Below are 4,364 nucleotides of genomic sequence, written 5' to 3'. Positions count from 1 at the left end.
AACTGGCCTGCGCCCCCATCGACTCGCCGCTGGGGCAGCGCTATCTCGGCGCCATGCGCGCGGCGATCAATTGCGCCCTGGCCAACCGCCAGATCATCACCCACCTGACGCGCGAGGTGTTTGCGCGCCTCGCCCCGCAGGCCCGGCTCGATCTGCTCTACGACGTGTCGCACAACACCTGCAAGGTGGAGGAGCACAGCATCGACGGCAGGCCGCGGCGTCTGTTCGTGCACCGCAAGGGTGCCACCCGCGCCTTCGGCCCGGGCCACCGCGAGCTGCCGGACACGTTGCGCGCCGTCGGCCAGCCGGTGCTCATCGGCGGCTCCATGGGGACCAGTTCCTACATTCTGGCCGGCACCACGGAAAGCGAGGCACGTGCCTTCAGTTCCGCCTGTCATGGCGCGGGCCGCGCCATGAGCCGTCATGCGGCAACGCGGCAGTGGCATGGCCGCAACGTAGTGGAGGAGTTGGCCGCACGCGGCATTCTCATCCGCAGTCCCTCGCTGCGCGGCGTGGCGGAAGAGGCGCCGGGCGCCTACAAGGATGTGTCGGCGGTGGTGGATGCGGCGCATGCCGCGGGATTGGCGCGCAAGGTGGCGCGACTGGTACCTGTGGTGTGCGTGAAGGGGTAACTTCTCGAGTTTCGAGTTTCGAGCGGAGCGTTCAGAGATCGCCGGGGCCGAAGCTGCGCGCCTGGGCGAAGCCGCCGACGAAGCGCGCCGATTCCACATCGAGGCGAAACAGGATGAAGTCGGGAAACTCGAATAGTTGCTCGGAGGCGGGCAGGCGTTCCAGGTAGCGCTCGCGGGTGCGGCGGTATTCGTCGCTGTCGCGGGCCACTGCCGTGACCTTGCCTTGCAGCGTGACGCGCACCAGTTCCTGCGGGTCGCCGCTGCCGTCATCGTCTTCACTGATCACCAGGGCCGCCTTGCCGTTGGCGAGCAGGTTGCCGGTGTGGGCGGCGAGGCGCGAGAGATGCAGATAGATGACGCGGGCGTCGTTGCCTGCGACATAAGCCACCATGGAGGCCATGGGGGTGCCGGTGGTGTCGCTGGTGGCGAGCGCCGCCCAGCGGCGCTGCTGCACCAGGCGTTGCAGACGGTGGCGCATGGAATCGTCGTTCATGCGGCAAGTTTACCCTGCCGCGTCAGCGGCAGCAGCACCACGGCGCCGGCGGCCAGGGTGCAGACGATGATTGCGCCCGAAGGCAGGTCGAACCACAGCGACAGCAGCAGGCCGAGGCCATAGCCCAGCGCACCCACGCCATAGCCCAGCAGCAGGCCGCGCCGCGGCCCGCTGCGGCGCACGGCCAGCGCCGGCAGGATCAGGCTGGCAAACACCAGATATACGCCCACCATCTGTACCGACAGTGTCACCGCCAGGGCGAACAGCAGATAGAAGCCGGGCCGCGAACGCTGCAGGCCGAAGCCGAACCAGGCGGCCAGTACCAGGAGGGTGATGCCGGCCAGCGGCAGCAGATCGTTCCAGGTGGTCCACAGGATCTGTCCCACCAGGAGTTGATGCAGTTGCTCGCCACCGTGCGGATCGTTGGCGAGCAGCAGGATGGCGAGCGAGGCCGTCACCACGAAGCTGCTGCCGATGATCGCCTCCTGCACCTCGGGCCACAGCCGCTCACTGAGGTTGAGCAGGGCGGCACCGCCGAGGGCGGCGGCGAAGGCGCCGGCCTGAATGATCCAGGCCGACTCCAGGTGCAGGATGTGCGCCAGCACCACGCCGAGGGAGGCGAACTGGGCGATGGCGATGTCGATGAAGATGATGCCGCGTTCCAGCACGCGCCGCCCCAGCGGCACGTGGGTGGCGAGCACCAGCAGGCCCGCCACGAAGGCGGGCAGGATGATGGAGAGATCGTCGATCATGAGCGACCCTCCAGCAGGCGCGTGATGATGTCGTCGAACAGGCTGAACAAATCTACCGCCTGCTCGCTGCCGCCGACGGTGAAGGGCAGTTCCACCGCCTTGATGCCAGTGCGTTGCTCCACCCATTGCGAGGGACGCGGCGACTGGTAGTTGGCGCGCAGTACCATGCGTGCCGGCTTCTGTTCCAGCCGCTTGACCACCTCGGCCAGATAGGCCGCCGACGGATCGACGCCGGGCTTGGGTTCCAGGTCCACCACCATGTCCATGCCCAGCCACTGGATCAGGTAGCTCCAGTTCCTGTGGTGCACCGCCACCGGCGTGCCCTTGAGCGGCGCGGCGCGTTGTTCCCAGCGTGCCAGGGCGGCAGCCCAGCGCTGCTTGAAGTCGGTCAGGCGCGCGGCGTAGTGGGCGCTGTGGGCGGGGTCGATCTTTTGCAGCCGTGCCGTCAGCGCCTCGGCCACCGCCGGCAGGGTGTGTGGATCGAACAGGAAATGTGGATTGCCCGCGGCGTGCACGTCGCCCAGGGCGCGATCCAGCGTCTGCGGTTTTTCGATCAGCGCCACGTAATCAGCGGCTTCGAAATGACCGGGCTGTCCGGCCTGGATCTTCGCGTTGCCGGATTCGCGCTGCAACAAAGGCAGCCAGCCGATCTCCAGTTCCGCGCCGGTGCACACCAGCAGATCGGCACGGCGGGCGCGGGCGATGAGCGAGGGCCGCGCCTCGATGCGGTGCGGGTCCTGGCGCGGCGTGGTGGCCACGCTCACCCTGGCCTGGTCGCCGGCCAGTTCCGTCACCAGCGCGCCCCACTCCGGTTCGCAGGCCAGCACCTCCAGCGCGGCATGCGCCGCGCTATGCGCCAGTAGCGCCGCCAGCAGCGCAGCAGAAAGCAGCAAGTGTTTCATGGCAGTACCTCCCTCAGAACTTGTGCGCGCCGTGTGGGCCAAGACTCATCACGTACTGCACGATGATCTGGTTGTCGGTCACATCACGCATGGACTGGTCCTGGGCCAGTTGCAGGCGCAGACGCGAGAACTCCGACGGTGAGTAGTCCAACATCACGCTGTGGCGCGTGGGGTTGTACTTGCTGTGCTCCAGCATGCCGTCGTTGGCGCCGTAGTCCACCGTGCCGGAGTCCAGCCAATCGTAGCGGTAGCCCACACGCCAGCGTGGCATGAACTGGTACACCGCCTGGGCGTAGAAGCCGGACTGCTTGGCGCTGTAGTCGCCCGCCGTGCCGTTGCAGGCACCGCCGGCGGCGCTGTTGTCTTCGCATTCCAGCGTGCCGCTTTCGTGGCGCTGGAAGTATTCGGCCTGGAGCTTGAGGTTGCGCTCGCGGCTGTTGCCGTCCGGCGCCCACTTCCATACGAAGTCGGCGATCCAGGTCTTCGAGTCGCCGGTGAAGTCGAGGTGGGCCTCGATGTCGTTGGCGTCTTCCACATGGGATCCCCGGCCCTTGGGGCCGGCGTGCAGGTAGGACAGGCCGGCGCGCCAGCTGTGCGAGTCGCCCCAGTCGTCGCCGAGGCGGGCGAAGGCGGCCCAGGTGCCGGCGCCGTTCCTGTCGCCGCCCTGTTCCGAGCCGGGGAAGAACTGGCCGCGCGCCGCCTCGACGCCGAATTCGAGGAAGGTGTCGGTGGGGGCCAGCCAGCGCGCCTGCACGCCGTCCTGGATCAGGTGTTCGCCGAACAGCACCCGATAGGCCAGGCTCTGGTCGGCGAAGTCCCAGGCGTGGGGATGGTGTTCGTTGGCGTAACCGATGCCGGAGAGGAAGCGGCCGCCCTTCACCGTGAAGCCGTGGTCCAGCGCCAGGGTCTGGAACCAGGCTTCTTCCACGTCGATCTTTTCGTCGATGACGGCGAAGTTGGCGTAGCCGCGGAAATAGTGATCGACGTTGGCGGAGAAGGTCAGTTCGGTGTGGTCGAGGGAAAAGCCGCGGCCGCTGCCGTGGTCATGTTCGCCGGCGGGCAGGAAGCCGCTGATGTGGCGTTCCTCCAGGTCCTTGGCGCTGAGGTAGCGGCCCTGCAGGATGAGGGAGATGTCCGGGTTGAAGCTGTTGCTGCCGGCAGCCCAGACGGGTGCCGCGCAGCAGGCCACGATGGCCAGAGCGATGCGTTTCATGCGTTGACTCCTGATATGTGCGGATCGAGGTTCCGGCCCTGCTCGGACCGGAGCGGATCAGATGCAGCGATGTTGCGGATCAGGCGTCAAGGGGCGGGCCGCGCTGGCCCAGGGTGTGGCGATGGGGTTGCGGCAACACCGTGGTGGTGCGCCGGTCGTGCTGCACCCGCACGGCGGCCTGCGGCGGCCGGGGCAGCGTGGCCGCGGGGGTGGCGCCGTTGCCCAGCGGGCTGGCGAACAGGCATACCGCACAACTCTCGCCGCCGTGGTGGGCGTCGAGGTCCGTGCTGTGCTCCAGCTCGGCCCAGGAAAACAGCAGCAGGGCCAGGACCAGGAAGATGTGTAGTCCGCGGTGTGGCATCAGGCTTGGCG

General features: G+C 67.9%; 6 protein-coding genes. 1 reads left to right on the top strand and 5 read right to left on the bottom strand.

What is annotated here, in order from left to right; all coding sequences use genetic code 11:
* The coding region (locus tag ACMV8A_RS15540) for an RtcB family protein (protein WP_495326795.1) at positions 1-632 on the top strand (632 nt) is incomplete at its 5' end.
* A gap of 31 nt (positions 633-663) precedes the next feature.
* Here the strand turns inward: ACMV8A_RS15540 and ACMV8A_RS15535 are convergent.
* The 5 genes from ACMV8A_RS15535 to ACMV8A_RS15515 form a co-directional block, all read right to left on the bottom strand.
* Entirely contained in the window at positions 664-1,125 is a 462-nt protein-coding gene (locus ACMV8A_RS15535) for a HugZ family pyridoxamine 5'-phosphate oxidase (protein ID WP_495326794.1), read from the bottom strand.
* On the bottom strand, positions 1,122-1,877 hold the full coding sequence (locus tag ACMV8A_RS15530) for a metal ABC transporter permease (RefSeq protein WP_495326793.1): 756 nt from the start codon (positions 1,875-1,877) through the stop codon (positions 1,122-1,124). The genes ACMV8A_RS15535 and ACMV8A_RS15530 overlap by 4 nt, the downstream gene beginning before the upstream one ends.
* Positions 1,874-2,779, bottom strand: coding sequence for a metal ABC transporter substrate-binding protein (locus ACMV8A_RS15525; protein ID WP_495326792.1), 906 nt, complete (start codon positions 2,777-2,779; stop codon positions 1,874-1,876). The genes ACMV8A_RS15530 and ACMV8A_RS15525 overlap by 4 nt, the downstream gene beginning before the upstream one ends.
* Positions 2,780-2,792: 13 nt before the next feature.
* Positions 2,793-3,992: a TonB-dependent receptor gene (locus ACMV8A_RS15520; protein ID WP_495326791.1), complete on the bottom strand. Its 1,200-nt coding sequence runs from the start codon at positions 3,990-3,992 to the stop codon at positions 2,793-2,795.
* A 79-nt stretch (positions 3,993-4,071) separates the two neighbouring features.
* Positions 4,072-4,364, bottom strand: a 293-nt coding sequence (locus ACMV8A_RS15515) for a hypothetical protein (RefSeq protein WP_495326790.1), incomplete at its 5' end; no start/stop codon positions are given.

The sequence above is a fragment of the Sulfurivermis sp. genome (assembly GCF_059410345.1).
The sequence above is the reverse complement of the archived record's forward strand: the minus strand, read 5'-3'. Positions and strand labels throughout refer to the sequence as shown.